The 16937-nt window shown below is 59.2% G+C and carries 16 protein-coding genes; 5 read left to right on the top strand and 11 right to left on the bottom strand.

The features are described 5' to 3' along the window. Positions 1 to 3: 3 nt before the first annotated feature. The 7 genes from rfbA to prmC form a co-directional block, all read right to left on the bottom strand. Positions 4 to 882: a glucose-1-phosphate thymidylyltransferase RfbA gene (gene rfbA / locus IEW18_RS10285; protein WP_188557765.1), complete on the bottom strand. Its 879-nt coding sequence runs from the start codon at positions 880 to 882 to the stop codon at positions 4 to 6. A gap of 49 nt (positions 883 to 931) precedes the next feature. Beyond that, positions 932 to 1939, bottom strand: a complete 1008-nt coding sequence (locus tag IEW18_RS10280) for an SDR family oxidoreductase (protein WP_188558091.1) — start codon at positions 1937 to 1939, stop codon at positions 932 to 934. Between the two features lie 93 nt (positions 1940 to 2032). After that, complete coding sequence (rfbB, locus tag IEW18_RS10275; protein WP_188557764.1) at positions 2033 to 3088, bottom strand: dTDP-glucose 4,6-dehydratase; 1056 nt, start codon at positions 3086 to 3088, stop codon at positions 2033 to 2035. A gap of 113 nt (positions 3089 to 3201) precedes the next feature. Beyond that, positions 3202 to 4221, bottom strand: coding sequence for a UDP-glucose 4-epimerase GalE (galE, locus tag IEW18_RS10270; RefSeq protein ID WP_188557763.1), 1020 nt, complete (start codon positions 4219 to 4221; stop codon positions 3202 to 3204). A gap of 93 nt (positions 4222 to 4314) precedes the next feature. Continuing rightward, positions 4315 to 5610, bottom strand: a complete 1296-nt coding sequence (locus IEW18_RS10265; RefSeq protein ID WP_188557762.1) for a nucleotide sugar dehydrogenase — start codon at positions 5608 to 5610, stop codon at positions 4315 to 4317. Positions 5611 to 5684: 74 nt separating this feature from the next. Continuing rightward, entirely contained in the window at positions 5685 to 6317 is a 633-nt protein-coding gene (locus IEW18_RS10260; protein ID WP_308428049.1) for an acyltransferase, read from the bottom strand. Between the two features lie 96 nt (positions 6318 to 6413). Beyond that, the gene (prmC, locus tag IEW18_RS10255; protein ID WP_188557761.1) at positions 6414 to 7277 is read right to left on the bottom strand and encodes a peptide chain release factor N(5)-glutamine methyltransferase; all 864 of its coding nucleotides are present in this window, start codon (positions 7275 to 7277) and stop codon (positions 6414 to 6416) included. A 103-nt stretch (positions 7278 to 7380) separates the two neighbouring features. On the opposite strand from prmC, the gene ribD reads away from it, so the two are divergent. The 3 genes from ribD to IEW18_RS10240 all read left to right on the top strand — a co-directional run bounded on the left by ribD (position 7381) and on the right by IEW18_RS10240 (position 9725). Further along, positions 7381 to 8421 carry a bifunctional diaminohydroxyphosphoribosylaminopyrimidine deaminase/5-amino-6-(5-phosphoribosylamino)uracil reductase RibD gene (gene ribD / locus IEW18_RS10250; protein WP_188557760.1) on the top strand — a complete coding sequence of 347 codons (1041 nt, stop codon included), beginning with the start codon at positions 7381 to 7383 and terminating at the stop codon, positions 8419 to 8421. Positions 8422 to 8567: 146 nt separating this feature from the next. Further along, a complete protein-coding gene (gene msrC, locus IEW18_RS10245; protein ID WP_188557759.1) occupies positions 8568 to 9050 on the top strand; it encodes a free L-methionine (R)-S-oxide reductase MsrC in 483 nt (160 codons plus the stop codon). Between the two features lie 102 nt (positions 9051 to 9152). Beyond that, positions 9153 to 9725, top strand: coding sequence for a dihydrofolate reductase family protein (locus tag IEW18_RS10240; protein WP_188557758.1), 573 nt, complete (start codon positions 9153 to 9155; stop codon positions 9723 to 9725). 82 nt (positions 9726 to 9807) lie between these two features. On the opposite strand, the gene IEW18_RS10235 is transcribed toward IEW18_RS10240, so the two are convergent. The 4 genes from IEW18_RS10235 to IEW18_RS10220 form a co-directional block, all read right to left on the bottom strand. Next, on the bottom strand, positions 9808 to 10488 hold the full coding sequence (locus IEW18_RS10235) for a phosphatidylserine decarboxylase family protein (RefSeq protein WP_188557757.1): 681 nt from the start codon (positions 10486 to 10488) through the stop codon (positions 9808 to 9810). A gap of 258 nt (positions 10489 to 10746) precedes the next feature. Continuing rightward, complete coding sequence (locus IEW18_RS10230; protein ID WP_188557756.1) at positions 10747 to 12036, bottom strand: Glu/Leu/Phe/Val family dehydrogenase; 1290 nt, start codon at positions 12034 to 12036, stop codon at positions 10747 to 10749. 320 nt (positions 12037 to 12356) lie between these two features. Then, entirely contained in the window at positions 12357 to 13337 is a 981-nt protein-coding gene (locus IEW18_RS10225) for a phosphatidate cytidylyltransferase (protein ID WP_188557755.1), read from the bottom strand. 65 nt (positions 13338 to 13402) lie between these two features. Continuing rightward, the gene (locus IEW18_RS10220) at positions 13403 to 14455 is read right to left on the bottom strand and encodes a CPBP family intramembrane glutamic endopeptidase (protein ID WP_188557754.1); all 1053 of its coding nucleotides are present in this window, start codon (positions 14453 to 14455) and stop codon (positions 13403 to 13405) included. Between the two features lie 150 nt (positions 14456 to 14605). Between IEW18_RS10220 and dusB the strand changes: the two genes are divergently transcribed. Together dusB and IEW18_RS10210 are read left to right on the top strand one after the other, a co-directional pair. Continuing rightward, positions 14606 to 15595, top strand: a complete 990-nt coding sequence (dusB, locus tag IEW18_RS10215) for a tRNA dihydrouridine synthase DusB (RefSeq protein ID WP_188557753.1) — start codon at positions 14606 to 14608, stop codon at positions 15593 to 15595. A gap of 144 nt (positions 15596 to 15739) precedes the next feature. Continuing rightward, on the top strand, positions 15740 to 16699 hold the full coding sequence (locus IEW18_RS10210) for a DMT family transporter (protein ID WP_188557752.1): 960 nt from the start codon (positions 15740 to 15742) through the stop codon (positions 16697 to 16699). The last annotated feature ends 238 nt before the right edge of the window (positions 16700 to 16937 follow it).

The raw sequence follows: 16937 nt of genomic DNA, 5'->3' as shown, positions 1-16937 counted from the left end.
GGGCTAGCCTTTCACTACCAGTTGCTCCGGCAGGTGCATTAGGTAGTCGCCGTAGCCGCTTTTGCGCAGGGGCTCGGCTATTTTGCGCAGTTGATCGGCGTCGATAAAGCCCTGGCGGTAGGCTACTTCCTCAATGGAACCCACCTTGAGGCCCTGGCGCTGCTCAATTACCCGCACAAACTCGCCGGCCTGCATCAGGCTCTCGAAGGTGCCGGTGTCCAGCCAGGCGGTACCCCGGCCCAGGATGCCCACTTTCAGCTTGCCGCGGCGCAGGTACTCCTGGTTCACGTCGGTAATTTCGTACTCGCCGCGGGAGCTGGGCTTCAGGTTGCGGGCAATTTCCACTACCTCGTTATCGTAGAAGTAAAGGCCGGGCACCGCGTAGTTGCTCTTCGGCTGCTTGGGCTTTTCCTCGATGCTGAGGGCCTTGTTGTTCTGGTCGAACTCTACTACTCCGTAGCGCTCCGGGTCGTGCACGTGGTAGGCATATACCACGCCGCCGTCGGGGCTGTTGTTGGCTTTCAGCAGCTCTTCCATGCCTTCGCCGTGGAAGATGTTGTCGCCGAGTACCAAGGCTACCTTGTCGTCACCAATAAAGTCAGCGCCCAGCACAAAGGCCTGGGCCAGCCCGTTGGGCACTTCCTGCACCACGTACTGGAAATTGCAGCCCAGGTTTTGGCCGTCGCCGAGCAGCTTGCGGAACTGGTCCTGGTCGTGGGGCGTCGTGATGATGAGAATATCCTTGATGCCAGCCATCATCAGAATCGACAAGGGATAATAAATCATCGGCTTGTCGTAGACGGGCATAAGCTGCTTGCTTACGGCCAGGGTAAGCGGGTGCAACCGGGTGCCGGAGCCGCCGGCGAGGATAATACCTTTCATGGGTAAGGATGTAGGTCTGGGGGCACTGACTGCGCTGTGTAACAAGTAGTTAGTTTCGCTCAGCAATAAATTCCTGGTGGGTTTTAAACCACTCCAAGGTTTTTTGCAGGCCTTCCCGAATGCGAATCTGAGGCTGGTAGTTGAGCAGGTTGTTCGCCTTGCTGATGTCGGCCAGGGAGTCCCGGATGTCACCGGCGCGGTCTGGCCCGTACTCGGGCGTGATGTCGGAGCCGGCTTCCTCTTTCAGGATGTTGAACAGGTCGTTGAGGGAGGTACGATCGGCCACGGCCACGTTGTACACCTGATTTACGGCCTCGGGGTTTTGCACTAGCGCCGCCTTGATGTTGGCTTGCACACAGTTCTCTACGAAAGTGAAGTCGCGGGTCTGTCCTCCGTCGCCGTTTATACGGGGCGGACGGCCTTCCAGCACGGCATCAATAAAGAGCGGAATTACGGCTGCGTACGCACCATTAGGATCTTGGCGGGGGCCAAAGATGTTGAAGTAGCGCAGGCCAATGATTTCCATGCCGTAGGTCTTACCGAACACGTCGGCGTAGAGTTCGTTAGCATATTTAGTTACGGCATAGGGTGAGAGGGGCTTGCCAATCCGGTCCTCCAATTTGGGTAGGGCTTTATGGTCGCCGTAGGTAGAAGACGAGGCCGCGTACACGAAGCGCTTCACCCCCGCCTCTTTGGCCCCCACCAGCATGTTCACGAAGCCGCCTACGTTCACATCGTTGCTCGTAATCGGGTCGTTGATGGAGCGGGGCACGGAACCCAGAGCTGCCTGGTGCAGCACCACATCAATGCCCTGGCAGGCATCAATGCAGGTCTGCCGGTCCCGAATGTCGCCCTCAATCACGCGCAGGGCCGGGTTGCCTTCGAACAGGGCCACGTTCTTGCGGAAACCATTGGAGAAATTGTCCAGCACGCGCACTTCTTTAGCGCCGTACTTCAGCAGATATTCTACCAGGTTTGAGCCGATAAAGCCGGCCCCGCCAGTTACCAGGAAGGCCAGGTTGTCCAGTGGCTGGTCGTGAAAAGGAGTATTATACACGTTGTTGGTGTGCAGATTAATGATGAGTTGATGTGCCGATGATAGTGCTGACGTACCAATCATCGGCACATCAACTCATCACCAATCAGCACATTAGCGAGCCGCGTACTGCTGCTGGTAGTACGTCTGGTAGGCGCCGCTGGTCACGTTATTGAGCCACGCCTGATTTTCCAGGTACCAATCTACGGTCTGGGAAAGGCCCTGCTCAAAGGTGACAGAAGGCTTCCAGCCCAGCTCGTTCATGATCTTGCTGGAGTCAATGGCGTAGCGCAGGTCGTGGCCAGCTCGGTCCGTTACGAAGGTGATGAGCTTACGCGAGGTGCCTTTTTCCTTGCCGGTTTTTTCGTCCAGCGTGTCGCAGAGCAAGTGAATCAGCTCCAGGTTAGCCCACTCGTTTACGCCCCCAATGTTGTAGGTTTCCCCGACTTTGCCTTTGTGGAAAACTGCGTCAATGGCAGTAGCGTGGTCTTTCACAAACAGCCAGTCGCGCACGTTTTCGCCTTTGCCGTACACGGGCACGGGCTGGCCGTGCTGGATGCGGTGGATGGCCAGCGGAATCAGCTTCTCGGGGAAGTGGTTGGGGCCGTAGTTGTTAGAGCAGTTGCTCAGCTTTACGGGCATGTGGTAGGTGTGATGCCAAGCCCGCACAAAGTGGTCCGACGACGCTTTCGAGGCCGAATACGGCGAGCGGGGGTCGTACGGGGTGTCCTCGGTGAACATGTCGGGGCCGAAGTCCAGAGAGCCGTACACTTCGTCGGTGCTGACGTGATAGAAGACTTTGCCTTCGTAGCCCAGGGGCTTCCACAGGTTTTTAGCGGCGTTAAGCAAATGCACCGTACCCAGCACGTTGGTTTTTACGAACGCCAGCGGATCGGTAATGCTGCGGTCCACGTGCGACTCAGCTGCCAGGTGAATCACGGCGTCGGGCTCCTCGGTAGCAAATAGCTGGTCCACAAAGGCCTGATCCGTAATATCCCCCTTCACCAACCGGTAGTTAGGTGCCGATTCAATGTCGCGCAGGTTTTCCAGGTTGCCGGCGTAGGTCAGGGCATCCAGGTTCAGAATCTGATACTCCGGATACTTTGTCACGAACAGGCGCACCACGTGCGACCCAATGAAGCCGGCTCCGCCGGTGATGATAATCTTCATAATGCGTTGATTGATTGATGGGCCGATGGGCTGATTATGTCGATGAGCTATGTGACCGTACCGAATCGTTTCTTGAACGATATCAGCACATTAGCTCATCAGTAATCAACCCATTACAAACTCTGCTGCCACTTCCAGGCGCTGGCCAGGGCTTCTTCCAGAGTGGAACTGGTCTGGAAACCGAGCTCCTGCACCGATTTAGTTACGTCGGCGTAAATGGCCGGCACGTCGCCGGGGCGGGGCGGCCCGATGGTATAGTTCAGCTTCTGACCGGTAGCACGCTCGAAGGCCTGCACTACTTCCAGCACCGAGTTGCCGCGACCAGTACCCACGTTAAAGGTCTCGACGGTTTCGCCGATGCCTTTGAGCAGGCGCTGCACCGCCACCACGTGTGCCTTGGCCAGGTCCACCACGTGCACGTAGTCGCGAATGTTGGTGCCATCGGGCGTGTCGTAGGTGTTGCCGTGAATGGTGAGCTTTTCCCGGATGCCGGCCGCCGTTTGGGTGACGTAGGGAATCAGGTTCTGCGGCACGCCGAGGGGTAGCTCCCCAATTTTGGCCGAGGCATGGGCTCCAATGGGGTTGAAGTAGCGCAGCAGAATGGTGCGCAGCCCACCCGCAGGAGCAGCCGCCACGTCCCGCAGAATGTCCTCGCACATCTGCTTGGTAGCCCCGTAGGGCGAGTTGGCCTTTTTGGTTGGCGTCTGCTCGGTTACGGGCAGGGCGTCGGGGATGCCGTACACGGTGCAGGAAGAGGAGAAAACCAAGGAGGCTACTCCGAACTCGCGCATTACCTGTAGCAGTGTCAGCAAGGAGCCCACGTTGTTCTGGTAGTACTCCAGGGGCTTTTCCATCGACTCACCCACGGCTTTGTAGGCGGCGAAGTGAATGACGCCCTTCAAGCTACCTTCTTCCGCAAACACGGCCCGCATGGCCTCGATGTCGTTGCAGTCGATGCCGTGAAAAGGAATCTTCACGCCCAGAATCTCCTCTACACCAGCCAGGGCCGACTGCTGAGAATTACTGAAGTTATCAACAACTACAGGCTGGAAACCAGCTTCGTACAACTCAACTACTGCGTGCGAACCGATGTAGCCAGCTCCACCCGTTACAAGGATTTTGGTTCTTTCCATCTGTCAAAATGTGAAGTGGGGAAGTAGTGAAGTGGCGAGTTGTTGCGCTGATAGCCAAACGTCAACCTCACCACTGCACAAGTTCACTTGTAGTTACAGGCTCCAGTAAGCCAAATCCTGAATTTTACCGCGGAACAAGCCCTTAATGTCAATCACCACGGCGGGCTGGTTGGTAATGCTCTTGAAGTAAGCCTCGTCGAGCTGGGTGTAGGGCTGGTGGCTTACCGCCACAATAATACCGTCGTAGTCCTGGCGCACCTCGTTTTCGGGCGTCAGGCGGAAGCCGTATTCGTGCTGCAGCTCGTCGGAATCGGCGTGCGGATCTACGATGTCCACATTCACCGAGAAATTTTTCAACTCCTGGATAACATCGGCCACCTTGGAGTTGCGGATATCTTCCACGTTTTCCTTGAAGGTAGCACCCATCACCAGCACCCGGCTTTTGGACACGTCCTTGCCCTGCTTAATCATGGTCTGCACCGTTTTGCGCGCGATGTAGGCGCCCATGTTGTCGTTGGTCGTGCGGCCCGACAGAATCACTTTTGCGTCGTAGCCCAGCTCTTTGGCCTTGTACGTCAGGTAGTACGGGTCCACGCCGATGCAGTGGCCGCCCACCAGGCCGGGCGAAAACTTCAGGAAGTTCCACTTTGTGCCCGCGGCCTCCAGCACCTCGTAGGTGTTGATGCTCATGCGGTCAAAAATCATCGACAGCTCGTTCATCAGCGCAATGTTCACGTCGCGCTGGGTGTTTTCGATGATTTTGGCGGCTTCGGCTACTTTAATGCTGCTGGCGCGATGCACCCCAGCCTGCACGACCAGCTCGTAGGTTTTGGCAATTTCCTCCAATGATTCGGCGTCGCAGCCGGCTACCACCTTCACAATGCTGGACAGGGTGTGCTCCTTGTCGCCGGGGTTGATGCGCTCGGGCGAGTAGCCTACCTTGAAATCCTGGGGAAACTTCAGGCCCGAGAGCTGCTCCATCACCGGAATGCAGTCTTCCTCGGTGCAGCCGGGGTACACGGTGCTTTCAAACACCACGTAATCGCCTTTCTTCAGCACTTTACCTACCGACGAGGAGGCGCCGAGCAACGGCTTCAAATCGGGCTGGGCGTGCTCATCAATGGGCGTGGGCACGGCCACGATGTAGAACGTAGCCTCGCGCAGCACGTCCAGGGAATCGGTAAACTCAATGTCGCAGCCCTCGAAATCCTTGGCCTCCAACTCCCCGCTCGGGTCAATGTTGTTGCGCATCATCTCGACCCGCTTGGCGTTTATATCAAAGCCAATGACCTGGATTTTGCGGGCGAATTCGAGGGCAATGGGCAGGCCTACGTAACCAAGGCCAATGACGGCCAGCTTGGCCTTTTTCTGGAGAAGTTGCTCGTACACGATAGCGGAACTTAGGAACTTGAAGACTTAGGATCGGGGCTCGCAAAAGCCGAAAAACTGAAACTTACCGCCGGCTAGCCGGGGCTGATACGGGAAACACGGCCGTCGGTTAGCTGGTAGCGCTCCTGGCCTTCGGGGCAGGCAGCGCGGCCAGCCTCATCGAAGGCTAGACGGTGACCCTGGGCGCTCATCCAGCCGCGCAGACGAGCCGGATTGCCATACACCAAGGCGTAGGCTGGCACGTCGCGGGTTACCACGGAGCCCGCACCTATGAAGGCATATTCACCCACGGTTACCCCGCACACAATCGTGCTGTTGGCCCCAATACTGACGCCCTGGGCCAAGCGGGTGGGCTGGTAGTGGCCCGGGCCCCGGCGGGGCACCGCGGCGCGCGGGTTGCGCACGTTGGTGAACACCACGGAAGGACCAATGAACACATCGTCGGCGCACTCTACGCCGGCGTACAGGCTCACATTGTTCTGGACTTTCACGTTGCGGCCCAGCGTCACGCCATCGGCCACAAATACATTCTGGCCCAGGGAGCACTCCGGCCCCAGCTCTGCGCCGGCACTCACGTGACAGAAATGCCAGATCCGGCACCCGGCGCCAATACGGCAGCCCTCGTCGAGGACGGCAGTAGGGTGCGCATAGTAACCAGAAGTGTCGGGCATGCCGAAGAAGTTGGTGAGCAGAATTTCAGCCGACAAAGGTAGGTGTTTTGGAAGTGTGATAAGAATTTATTGCCACACTTCCGCCTGAATATCGGCTCTTTGAATTGGTAGGCTACCTCGCCGGATGCCACCTTACCCCGCCCAGGTAGCCCGTACTAGTCGAGCTTTGCCAAACAAATCAAGGCGGGGCTCGACCTGCTGGTAGCCTAGAGCTTGCAACATAGCCATGGTTTCGGCGGCAAACTGCTCGTTAATCTCGAAATACAAAGCGCCGCCGGCGGCCAGCATTTCCTGGCCTAGTTCCGCAATGCGCCGGTAGAACAGCAGCGGATCGTGGTTGGGCACGAACAGGGCCGTGGCGGGCTCGTAGTTCAGTACGTTGGGCCGCATCAGGGGTCGTTCCTGTTCTAGCACGTAGGGCGGGTTGCTGACCAGCACGTCCAGCGGAGCCCCCAGCACCGGCTGCTCCCACAGAATATCAACCTGCTGAAAGTCGATGGCCACCCCGCAGGTAGCGGCATTGCGCCGGGCCACGGCCAGGGCTTCCCCTGAAACGTCTACGGCCGTTAGGTGGGGGGTGGGGAGCTGCTGGGCCAAGGCCAGTGGAATGCAGCCTGAGCCCGTGCCCACGTCCAGCACGTGCAGGCCTGCGCGGTGGCGCTGCTCCTGCACAATCAATGCCACTAATTCCTCTGTTTCGGGCCGTGGAATAAGGGTAGCAGGCGTTACTTCCAGCTCTAGTCCGGCAAAATACGCCACGCCCAGCACGTATTGCAGGGGTTCGTGGCGCAGCAAGCGGGCTTGTAGGGGCTCCAAGGCGGCCAGCGTGTCAGCGGGCACGGGCTGGGCGGCTTGCATGCGGCGCTGCAGGGGCGAGAAACCCAGCAAGTGCTCCAGCACCTGCCCGGCTATGGCTTCGGCCTCCGGGGCCGGGTAGATAGTAGCAAGATCAGCCGCGAGGCGGGTTGTAAGCTGGCGAAGCGTGGGCGGAAGCATATCACAAAAGTACGCCGGATTCACGACCGGCGCGGCGGGCTAGCCCTGGTTGCGCGCGGGCCCGTATCTTCACCGCCTGACCTCTGGCCTACCCCTCCCGCCCATGCCTACCCCTACCTCCTTCGATGAGCTTTTCATGCGTCGTGCCCTAGACCTGGCCCGCCTCGGCACCGGCTACGCGCGGCCTAACCCGCTGGTAGGCTGCGTTATCACGCACGAGGGGCGCATTATCGGGGAAGGCTGGCACCGGCAGTACGGCGGCCCCCATGCCGAAGTAAACGCCGTGGCCGCCGTCACGGACCCCGCGCTGCTGCCCCGCAGCCGGGTGTACGTCACGCTGGAGCCTTGCTCCCATTTCGGTAAAACCCCACCCTGCGCCGACCTGCTCATCGAAAAGAAAGTAGCCGAAGTCGTCATCTGCAACCTCGACCCCAACCCGTTGGTAGCGGGCCGGGGCATACAGAAGCTGCGGGATGCTGGTATCCAGGTAGAAACGGGTGTGCTGGAAGCGGAAGGGCGGGCCCTGAACCGGCGCTTCTTTACCTTTCAGGAGCAGCAGCGGCCCTACGTAGTGCTGAAGTGGGCCGAAACGGCGGATGGCTACCTGGCCGGGCCCTACTTTCAGCCCGTGGCCATCAGCGCAGAGCTGGCCCGGGTGGCCGTGCACCAGTGGCGGACCGAGGAGCACGCCATTCTGGTGGGCACCCGCACGGCCTTGCACGACAACCCGCGGCTGAACGCGCGCGAGTGGCCCGGTCCCGACCCCATCCGGCTGGTCATCGACAAGAACCTGAGCTTGCCGCCGACTCATCACCTCTTCGATGGCAGCCAGCCCACCGTCGTGTTTACGTACCGGGAGCGGGCTTCCCAGCCGAACCTGACCTACGTGACGCTGTCGGAGGCGGAAGACTTGTTTCCGCAGATTCTGCACCACTTATACCAGCAAGGGGTGCAGTCAGTGCTGGTGGAGGGTGGGCCAACGGTGCTCAACTCCCTGCTCAAGGATGGCTTATGGGACGAAGCGCGGGTAATCCGCAGCCACCGGCAACTGGGCGGAGGGGTTGCGGCCCCGCGCATTGGGCTAACGGGCCTGCGCGAACAGCTAGTGCTGGGCCCCGACGAGGTAATTATCTATGTGAAGTAGGCAAGGCGTGAATTTTTGAAGAAGTGAAGTGGGCCCGGCCCCACGGCGCAAGGTTGCTACCAGTACCTTTGGTAGTGAAGTACGCTGGCCTACTCGTTGATTAGCGTACTTCAGCATTTCCCCAACTCATCAACTCCCAGCAACTCATGGCTGAAGAACTTCACCTCGATACTACCGTCAGCAAGGCGGAACAATACCGCCAGCTTCTCCCCCAGATTGTAGCTCTTACTACCGGCGAGCCAGATCGGGTAGCCAACCTGGCCAATACGGCGGCGGCGCTGCGGCAAGCGTTTGGCTTTTTCTGGGTAGGCTTTTACTTGGTGCAAGGCCAGGAGCTGGTGCTGGGGCCTTTCCAGGGCCCCATTGCCTGCACCCGCATCCGGCACGGGAAGGGCGTGTGCGGGGCCAGCTGGGCCCAGGCCGTTACCCTGCTCGTGCCCGACGTAGAGCAGTTTCCCGGCCACATTGCTTGCAGCTCCGACTCAAAGTCAGAAATTGTAGTGCCGGTGCTTAAAAATGGCCAAGTAGTGGCCGTGCTGGATGTAGACAGCGACCAGCTAAACGATTTTGATCAAGATGACCAGCAAGCCTTAGAGCAGCTGATGACGGTGGTAGCGGAGTGGTTTTAGCGGAGTGGGGGCCGCGAAAAATAGGATAATCCGTTGGCTGGTGCTGATCTACCGCGCTCAGTGGCTTAACTTACTCCGCACAACCCCACTCCACCCCCACCCATGCGTAAAGTAGTATTATACATTGCCACCAGCCTCGACGGCTACATTGCCTCCCCCGACGGGTCCGTAGAATGGCTGCCCACTCCGCCCCCGGGCGAGGATTACGGGTACGCCAACTTCCTGGCCACGGCCGACGCCACGCTGTTAGGTCGGGCCACCTATGAGCAGGTGCTCTCCTTCGGGGAGTGGCCCTACCCGACCCTGACCAATTACGTGTTCACCCACCGGCCACCCGCGGAACCGGCCCACGCCTCGGTGCACTTCATAACGGAAGACCCCACCCGGTTCGTAACCCAGCTGAAGCAACAGCCCGGTAATACCATCTGGCTGATTGGGGGTAGCACGCTGGCTTCTCCGCTGCTGGCCGCCGGCCTGATTGATGAGCTGATGCTGTTCATTGTGCCCCAGCTGCTGGGCTCGGGCATTCCGCTGTGGCGGGAGCAGCCCCGGCCGCGCGCCCTCACCCTGCAGCGCACCCAAACCTGGCCCGATGGCACCACCCTGCTGCATTATCAGCTGCCAAGTACCGTAAAAAGTCAGATGGAAAGCCAGCAGCAGGGCGTTTTGCAATAGCTGGCCCCGTTATTACAAAAAGCTGAGGCCCCACTACCAGGTAGCGGGGCCTCGGCTTTTTTATTAGTATCTGACTTCGAGGCTAGAACAAGGAAGGAGCGTCGGTTTTGAGCTGGGCAATGATGGTTTGGCCACCTTTTACCTTTTCGCCAATCTGCACCTTCACTTCCGTATCAATGGGTACGAAAATATCCACGCGGGAGCCGAACTTGATGAAGCCGAACTCCTCGCCCTGGCTTACTTCGTCGCCTTCATTCACGTACCACACAATGCGGCGGGCCATGGCCCCGGCAATTTGCCGAAACAGTACAAACGGGCCGGCTTCCGACTCTACTACCACCGTAGTCCGCTCGTTTTTGGTGCTGCTTTTCGGGTGCCAGGCCACCAAGTAGTTGCCGGGATGATACTTGAAGTAGCGCACAATGCCCGAAATAGGGTTGCGGGTAATGTGCACGTTAATCGGCGACATGAAGATGCTGATCTGCTTGCGCTCATCGTCGAAGTATTCGGGCTCGTGCACGTTTTCGATGACGACCACCTTACCGTCGGCGGGAGCAATAACCAGGTCCTCGTGGGTGAACAAGCGCCGGGCCGGGCTCCGGAAGAACTGAAGCAGGGTCAGGAAGACGATAACGGAGATGCCCGCGAAAACTTTGTTGAAGCCGTCGTTTTCGGCATTATAGCGGAACAGCAGCAGGTTGGCGGCCAGCAAGGCCAGCAACGTAAAGAACAGAATACGTCGTCCTTCTTTGTGGATCTTCATATATCACTGATTAGCGCCAGCTTGGCAGAACTTCCTGCCGAAGGCGTCAATACAAGCTAACGGGAAAGGCAGCAACGAAAGTTGCCCTGAGTGGGAAAACAACCGTTCCTCGGCTTACAAAGATAGCCCGAGCCGTGAGGCCCGGGCTATCCGGAAGCAAATATAAGGAGGAGTTAGGAGACAGGAGGTAGTAGTGCGTGATGAAGAGACCAGAGCGGTTTTTCCCGCCTCCTCTTTCCCTACTACTACCCTCTGCTATTAGAAACCACCGCGGAATTTGTAGGTCTGGGCTACTTTATCAATGGCTACCACGTAGGCGGCAATGCGCATCGGGATGTTGTACTTCTGGGAGGTAGCGTACACCTTCTCGAAAGCCTCGTTCATGATGCGGTCGGCGCGTTCGGTCACCATGTCCTCGCTCCACTTAAAGCCCTGGCGGTTCTGCACCCACTCAAAGTAAGATACCGTTACCCCACCCGAGTTGGCCAGGATGTCGGGCACTACCATGATGCCTTTCTCATTGATAATGGGGTCAGCGGAAGCGGCCGTGGGGCCGTTGGCGCCCTCCACAATCAGCTTGGCCTTGATGTCGTGGGCGTTGTGCTCGGTAATCACGTCTTCGACAGCGGCCGGCACCAGCAGGTCTACCTCGGAAGTCAGCAAATCGTCGGCGTTGTCCATGAGGGTAGCACCGGTGTAGCCATCGAGGCGGCCCTTGTGCACGTTTTTGTACGCTACGGCCTCGTCGATGTTGATGCCGTTCTCATTCCAGTACGCGCCGCTTACGTCGGAAATGCACTTAATTTTCACGCCCTGCTCGCTGAGCAGCTTGGCCGCCCAAGAGCCCACGTTGCCAAAGCCCTGGACGGCGGCCGACGTCTGCTTGGGGTCCATGCCCAGCTTTTTCATGGCGGCCAGCGCCGATACCATCACGCCGCGGCCCGTGGCCTCGGTGCGGCCCAGGGAGCCACCCATTACCAGGGGCTTGCCCGTTACTACGGCCGGGGAGGTAGCGCCTACCGTTTTGCTGAACTCGTCCATCAGCCAAGCCATTTCGCGCGGACCGGTGCCCATGTCGGGAGCCGGAATGTCGCGGTCGGGGCCGAATACGTCCTTCATGGCCAGGGTGTAGCCCCGGGTGAGGCGCTCAATTTCGCCGGCGCTCATGGTGGTTGGGTCGCAGATAATACCGCCCTTGGCACCGCCGTACGGGATATCCACCACGGCGCACTTCCAGGTCATCCAGGCGGCCAGGGCCTTCACCTCGTCGAGGTGCACGTTCTTATCGTAGCGGATTCCGCCTTTCGAAGGGCCCAGGATGGTGTTGTGCACCACGCGGTAGCCCTCGAATACCCGCACTTTGCCGTTGTCCATCGTCACGGGAATGTGCACGATGATTTGCTTGTCGGGTGCTTTCAGGACGTTGTAGGTTTCGTCATCGAGCCCGAGGATTTCCGTGGCCACGTTGAAACGTGACATCATAGATTCCAGGGGATTTTCGGCATCGACGCGGGGAGCCGGCTCTTTGTACACCGTGGTGGCAGCCATACGGGGTTGGGGTTGGGGTGGGTGAGATTAAAAAAGCAGGCGACTCAAGCGGTGGGAGCTACAAGTCGCGCACGAGAAAATTGGGTGGTCAAAGGTAGTAGGTTTATGCCATACGGCAGGAAGCGGATGCAGGGTGCAGAACAGCAGCCAACTGCCCGCTGCTCAACTTCTCAGGGAAGCCGGCTGTCCACTACGAAGGTTTGCAACTGCTTGCGCCAATACCTGCTTGCATTTATAAAAGTTGCGGCCGCATTTTCCACGAAAAAGCCGAACGCCCGGCGCTGGGTCATTCGGCTTTTCCGGGGGCAGAGCAACCAGCACTACCCCAGCAGCAGGCGCAGTAGGGCCAGTACCGGCAGAATAAAGAGGAAGGCATCAAACCGGTCGAGCAGGCCGCCGTGGCCGGGCATGATGCGGCCCGAATCTTTGATGTCGACGCTGCGCTTGAGCATGGATTCGGCCAGGTCGCCCAAGGGGCCGAACACGGCTACCACGCCGGCCACTACCAGGCGGTAAGTCAGGGAGAGTTCGGGCAGCAGGTAGCCCAGAGCCCAGCCCATGGCCAGGGTGAGCAGAAAGCCGCCTACGGCCCCTTCCCAGGTTTTGCCGGGCGAGATTTTCGGGGCCAGCTTATGCTTACCAAACGTTTTGCCGGCCGCGTACGCCCCAATATCCGAAGACCATACCAGCAGTAGCAAGGCAAAGATGCGGCGGTAGTCGTAGCCGGCTTCGGTGAAAGCCAGCACGTTGAGCAGGCTCATCGGCAAGCTCACGTAGAGCAAGCCCAATAGCGCCACGCCCACGTTAGAAAAGGGTGAAAACTCCTGATTTGCGCGGGGCCAAGCCGCCATTTCCCGCAGAATTAGGATAACGGGCAACAGCAGCACCAAAGAAAAACCTAGCCGAAGCACCAAGTCTTTCACTGCCTCGTCGCCAGTAGTCAAGCTGCTAGGATTGAGAGTACCTAGAGATGCCCCCCCAATGTGTAGCTCGTTGAGGTAGTGAGGCATAGCACACAAATAAGCCGCCCCCATAAACAGCACCAGGCTCAGCCCGCCTCCCAACATAGCCGCCGGCTTGTAGCCTACCTCCCGCATCATGCGGTAGAATTCCCAGAGCATCCGCATTTGCACCAGCCCGAAAAACAGCGCGAATGTCCAGGCGCTGTACCAGACGCTACCCAGCAGCAGCACGGCCCCGATTACGCCAAAAATGATGCGCTGAGTCAGATTCGACATGGCAGGCTTACCCGCTGGGGGCTCGGTGGTAGTGGGGGAAGCGGGCGTGGGAGAGGTCGACAACGGGCAGTAGTAAGGGTTGGGAATTGGGAAGGAAATGGGTCGGAGGTGACGGCACTACGGGGCGTTTAGCCCTCTGAGCGGGTGGCATCCACGCCATCGTGGCTGAGGGTGCGGGCCCCGGCAGAAGCCGCCCCGGCCTGGCGAACCGCCACACCCGTACTACCCAAGGTGCGCAGCTGGGTGGGCTCGTCCTCGGGCCGGGTGCCCTCCATCTGCTCGCGCAGGTACCAAAGCAGGCCCGCGCCAATAAGCAGGGAAGCCACCACCAGGTACCAGGGCATGCTTTCCGTCGAGTCGGGGTCGAAGCTGGCCGCCGACCATTGCCGCTGCTGGGCATATAATATGAGCAACTGAAAGGCATTTTGGGTGAAGTGCGCGGCCATGGGCACCAGAATGTTACCGCTCCACTCGTAGAGGTAGCCCAACACCAGCCCCAGCACAAAGCGCGGTACGAAGCCGAAAAACTGCTGGTGAATGGCGCTGAAAATGGCCGCGGCCAGCCAAATGCCTACATGGCGGGAGTTAAACCACTGCACCAGATTGCGCTGCAACACCCCGCGAAAAAACAGCTCCTCGCTAAAGGCCGGAATGACGGCCAGCACTACCAGCGCTACCAGCAGGCGGGCGGTAGAGTTCAGGCGCGCCAGAAATTCCGTGGCTTTCTTGAGTTCCAGCTCTTTGGCCTGGGCCCACTCTTCAAACCCGCTTAAAAAGCCAGGAAAGTGAATTCCCTGATTCCACTCGATGAGCACAGCCATGGCGGGCAGGCTGCTGATAATCAGGAGGGCCGCCAGCAGAAGCCATTGGGCCCGTACCGGCCGGCGGGGCGTGAAGTACTCACTCCAGCGGTAGCCGGTAACGGCCGCAAGCCCCAGGGCCGCGCCGCCCAGCATTACCAGCAGCGTAACGCCCTGGGAAAGCATGAGCACGCCCCAGCCGTTGGGGTGGCCCTGGGGGTTTTGGGCAACGTTGCCCAGCTCCTGCATGCCTACCCCGAACAGCAGCTTGTTGAACACCATGGTGAAAAAGCCCGCAATACACAGCGTGGCGACGGTAAGCAGCAGCAGCAGCGCCAGGTTGGCGAAGGGGTGCAACCGGCTGGAGACGAAACCTTTCATGGGTGGTTAGGGTCTTAGAGACTTCGGGTCGGGGGTCTTGGAAGCGGTGGAACGGCTCTACGCTGGTGCGTCAGTTAAGCCCCGACGCTCCCCGGATATGAAGACCCTGAACTAATCGTAAATTTGCGCAAAATACTAGAATAGACTGCCGTGGTACACATCCGCAATATTGCCCTGCCTGATTTCCCCTTACTGCTCGCGCCCATGGAGGACGTGTCGGACCCGCCGTTCCGGGCCGTGTGCAAGCAAGGCGGGGCTGATTTGATGTACACCGAGTTTATTTCCTCGGAGGGCCTGATTCGGGCGGCGGCCAAAAGCCGGCAGAAGCTGGACGTGTTCGACTACGAGCGGCCCATTGGTATTCAGCTATTCGGCTCCGATGTAGACACCATGGGCGAGTGCGCCCGTATCAGCACCGAGGCCGGCCCCGACCTCATCGACATCAACTACGGCTGCCCCGTAAAGCAAGTGGCCTGCCGGGGGGCCGGCGCGGCCCTGCTGCGCGACATTCCGAAGATGGTGCAAATGACCTCGGCCGTAGTAAAGGCTACCCACCTGCCCGTGACGGTAAAAACCCGCCTGGGCTGGGATGATACTACCAAGAACGTGGAAGAGGTAGCCGAACGCCTGCAGGACATTGGTATTGAAGCTCTTACCGTGCACGGCCGCACCCGCGTGCAGATGTACAAGGGCGAAGCCGACTGGCGGCTGATTGCCGCCATCAAAAACAACCCGCGCATTAAAATTCCCATCTTCGGCAACGGCGACATCGACTCGCCCCAGAAGGCCGTGGAGTACAAAAACCGCTACGGCGTTGATGGCGTGATGATTGGTCGCGCGGCCATTGGCTACCCCTGGATTTTCCGGGAAGTAAAGCACTTCGTGGCCACCGGGGAGCTGCTGGCGCCCCCTACCGTGGAGGAGCGGGTGCAAGCCTGCCGCATGCACTTCGAGAAAAGCCTGGAGTGGAAAGGCCCGCGGGCCGGCGTGTTCGAAATGCGCCGCCACTACGCCCAGTACTTCCGGGGCCTGGAGGGTGCCCGCCAGTGGCGCAGCCGCCTGGTGGAAAGCAACGACCCGTTGGAAATCCACGCCATCATGGATGAAATCATTGCCGCTGAGCCGGTTTTGGTGGGGTAGTTTACTGTCTACTTTCTATAAACGTCATTCCGAGCGGAGTCGAGGAATCTCGCGTGCTGACGTTGTTACCATTGCAACGTCAGCACGCGAGATTCCTCGACTCCGCTCGGAATGACGTTCTACATTTTATCAATCTTCTCCCCCATGCCTACTGCCCCCACTCCGGCTGTTGCCACGGCTCCTACCTCGCCGGCAGTTGCGCCGCCCCCACCCCACCGAACGCCCACGTCGGCCTGGGTGCTGCTGCTGATTCTGGCCAGCATTTGGGGCACGTCCTTTATTCTGATGAAGAAGGGGCTGGTGGTGTTTTCGGCCTTGGAGCTGGGCGCCACGCGAGTGAGCGTGGCGGCGTTGCTGCTGCTGCCGTTTGCCCTGAAGCACCTCGGCAAGGTAGACCGGGGGCATTTCAAGTGGCTGGTGCTGAGCGGGGTGGTGGGCACGCTGGTTCCGGCCTTCCTCTTTGCCTACGCCGAAACCCAGCTGGCCTCGGGCCTGGCCGGCGTGCTGAATGCCCTGACGGCCGTGTTTACCCTGGTGGTGGGTGCCTTGTTTTTCGGGCAGCAGCTCACGGGCCTGCGGGTAGCTGGTATTGCGCTGGGCTTGGTGGGCACGGTGGTGCTCATGCTGCTGGGCGGCAGCGGCGGCGACGCTACCCCGACCGGGGAGGGCAATGCCTGGTACGGCCTGTATATTGTGCTGGCAACCCTGGGCTACGGCGTGAGCGTGAACGTAATCAAGCACCGCTTCCACGGCATTCCTTCCGTGGCCGTGACGGGGCTGTTGCTGCTGTTCATCGGGGGGCCGGCCCTGGCTTTTTTGCTAGTGGGCACCGAGTTTCTGCACAAGCTAGCTACCGTACCCGGGGCCTGGACGGCCTTTGGCTACATTGCCTTGCTGGCAACCATGAGCACGGCCGTAGCCATGGTCCTGTTCAATAAGCTCATCCAAAGCTCCACGGCCTTATTTGCGGCTTCCAACACCTACCTGGTGCCAGTAGTAGCCCTGGGCTGGGGCCTGCTGGATGGGGAAAGTTTCAACCTCTGGCATCTGCTGGGCATGATTATCATTCTGCTTAGCGTGTTCATTATCAATCGGGCCCGGTAATACCTGAAGCACCCCGCGCGGCCTACCACTTAAGCCTACCTATCTACTAAGCACAGTAAATGGGTAGGCTTTTCTGTGTGAGGAATGGCGTGATTCCTATGCTCGCCAACGGCCGGAGAAAAGCACATATCTTATTTATACCAGCAGATCGAAGTCCGTCCTTCAGGGGTAGGATGCACAAGCCAATTTCAGCAAGAAACTACCCGTAGCACGCTGGTTTTCGGCGTAGTTGCAGGCT

The sequence above is a fragment of the Hymenobacter glacieicola genome (genome assembly GCF_014640315.1).
GTDB lineage: Bacteria > Bacteroidota > Bacteroidia > Cytophagales > Hymenobacteraceae > Hymenobacter > Hymenobacter glacieicola.
The sequence above is the reverse complement of the archived record's forward strand: the minus strand, read 5'-3'. Positions and strand labels throughout refer to the sequence as shown.

What these genes read in the sequence shown, in the direction of transcription:
- IEW18_RS10220 (WP_188557754.1), bottom strand. Translation starts at nt 14,455, where the DNA reads ATGAAAGGTTTCGTCTCCAGCCGGTTGCACCCCTTCGCCAACCTGGCG.
- prmC (WP_188557761.1), bottom strand. Translation starts at nt 7,277, where the DNA reads ATGCTTCCGCCCACGCTTCGCCAGCTTACAACCCGCCTCGCGGCTGAT.
- IEW18_RS10235 (WP_188557757.1), bottom strand. Translation starts at nt 10,488, where the DNA reads ATGAAGATCCACAAAGAAGGACGACGTATTCTGTTCTTTACGTTGCTG.
- IEW18_RS10210 (WP_188557752.1), top strand. Translation starts at nt 15,740, where the DNA reads ATGCCTACTGCCCCCACTCCGGCTGTTGCCACGGCTCCTACCTCGCCG.
- rfbB (WP_188557764.1), bottom strand. Translation starts at nt 3,088, where the DNA reads ATGAAGATTATCATCACCGGCGGAGCCGGCTTCATTGGGTCGCACGTG.
- IEW18_RS10240 (WP_188557758.1), top strand. Translation starts at nt 9,153, where the DNA reads ATGCGTAAAGTAGTATTATACATTGCCACCAGCCTCGACGGCTACATT.
- galE (WP_188557763.1), bottom strand. Translation starts at nt 4,221, where the DNA reads ATGGAAAGAACCAAAATCCTTGTAACGGGTGGAGCTGGCTACATCGGT.
- ribD (WP_188557760.1), top strand. Translation starts at nt 7,381, where the DNA reads ATGCCTACCCCTACCTCCTTCGATGAGCTTTTCATGCGTCGTGCCCTA.
- rfbA (WP_188557765.1), bottom strand. Translation starts at nt 882, where the DNA reads ATGAAAGGTATTATCCTCGCCGGCGGCTCCGGCACCCGGTTGCACCCG.
- msrC (WP_188557759.1), top strand. Translation starts at nt 8,568, where the DNA reads ATGGCTGAAGAACTTCACCTCGATACTACCGTCAGCAAGGCGGAACAA.
- IEW18_RS10230 (WP_188557756.1), bottom strand. Translation starts at nt 12,036, where the DNA reads ATGGCTGCCACCACGGTGTACAAAGAGCCGGCTCCCCGCGTCGATGCC.